2 pseudogenes are annotated in these 1,227 nt (G+C 74.6%); both read right to left on the bottom strand.

The annotated features are described in order from the left end of the window. Positions 1-289 (bottom strand): annotated as a pseudogene (locus tag AB0H87_RS41915) (hypothetical protein); the annotation flags it as partial. 108 nt (positions 290-397) lie between these two features. After that, a pseudogene (locus AB0H87_RS41910) lies at positions 398-1,227 on the bottom strand (transposase); the annotation flags it as partial.

Genomic DNA, 1,227 nt, shown 5'->3' with positions numbered 1-1,227 from the left:
ACACCAACCATCCGGGTGGGACGGAGCTGTCCGACCTACGGCGCAAGAACGGTGCCGCCGACCCGTACGACGTGAAGCTCTGGTGCCGCTCCTGCAGCACACCGTGCGCGGCGCCGGGGCCCGTCAGCTCCAGGCTGGCGCCGATGATGAGCTCCTCGGAGCCCCGGGTGGTCGGGCCCGGGTTGTTGCTCTCGTCGGCACCGCAGGCGGCGGTGAAGAGCGTCCCGGCGGCTGCGACAAGGACGCCACGCCGGGTCATCTGGGCCCGGCCGATCGCCGGCTTCGCCATCTGGTGCCGCCTTTCCACAGCCCGGCGACGCCCGTCGCCAGATACCACGCGGGTATGCTCCCGGGCCGGCAGGCCCGCCGTCAAATCGCGGTCATACCCGTCCGGGGGTCACGTCCGCGCCGACCGGTACTCGTAATCCTGGCTCTCGTCGCGTCCACCGTGGTCACGGCTGAAGTCCCAGCCACCGGCGGCCTCCCGGCCCGGGCGACCGCCCACCGCGTAGCCGCCGATCTCCTGGCCGCGGCGCCAGCCGCGGAAGTAGCCGGTGGTGTGCGCCGCGATGCTCGCGGCGTCGCGCACGATCCGAAGTGGCCGCTCCTCGCGCAGCGGCGAGCCCGGCACCAGATTGGCCTGTGGCACGCGGCGGGGCAGGCCGGACTGCGTCTCGAGGCCGACAGACGGCGAGGAGGCCTTCTCGGCCGCGCGCCAGCCGGTGTCGGCGACCGACGACCAGGCGAGGTCTTCCTCTTCCTCCGGGTGGCCGGTGAACCATGCGGAGCGGGCCGCCGCGAAGATCAGCAGGTCGCCGTCGCCCTCGTCGGAGACCGGCGGCGCGCTGATGCCGATCGGCAGCTGGTGGCTGCCGGTGTCGGTCGGGCTCTCGACCAGCCGCAGCGGCGGGGTGTCGTAGCGCGCGGCCAGGTCGGACCGCTCGGCGCGGTTGCGCGAGCGGGTCTCCCGCTGGTTGTCGTCGCGCAGCGCGCGGTCGGCCAGCGGCGGAGGCTCCACCAGGCGCAGGATCGGCGGCTCCGGCGGCATGTCGTCGGCCAGCCACGGCGGGGGGACGCGGTCGTCGCCGACGGCCGAGTAGGTCGGCCGGTCGAGCTCGCTCGGCGGCAGCTCGGTCAGGTCAGGGAAGCGCGGCTCGCCGTTGGCCCCCTCGGCGGACTTGGTGTCGACGAGCCCCCAGTTGGCCCGCGCGCCCGGCACGGGCAGAT

This window comes from Asanoa sp. NPDC050611 (assembly GCF_040654855.1).
In the GTDB taxonomy this organism is placed as follows: Bacteria; Actinomycetota; Actinomycetes; order Mycobacteriales; family Micromonosporaceae; genus Asanoa.
This window is presented reverse-complemented; position numbering and strand designations above follow the sequence as displayed.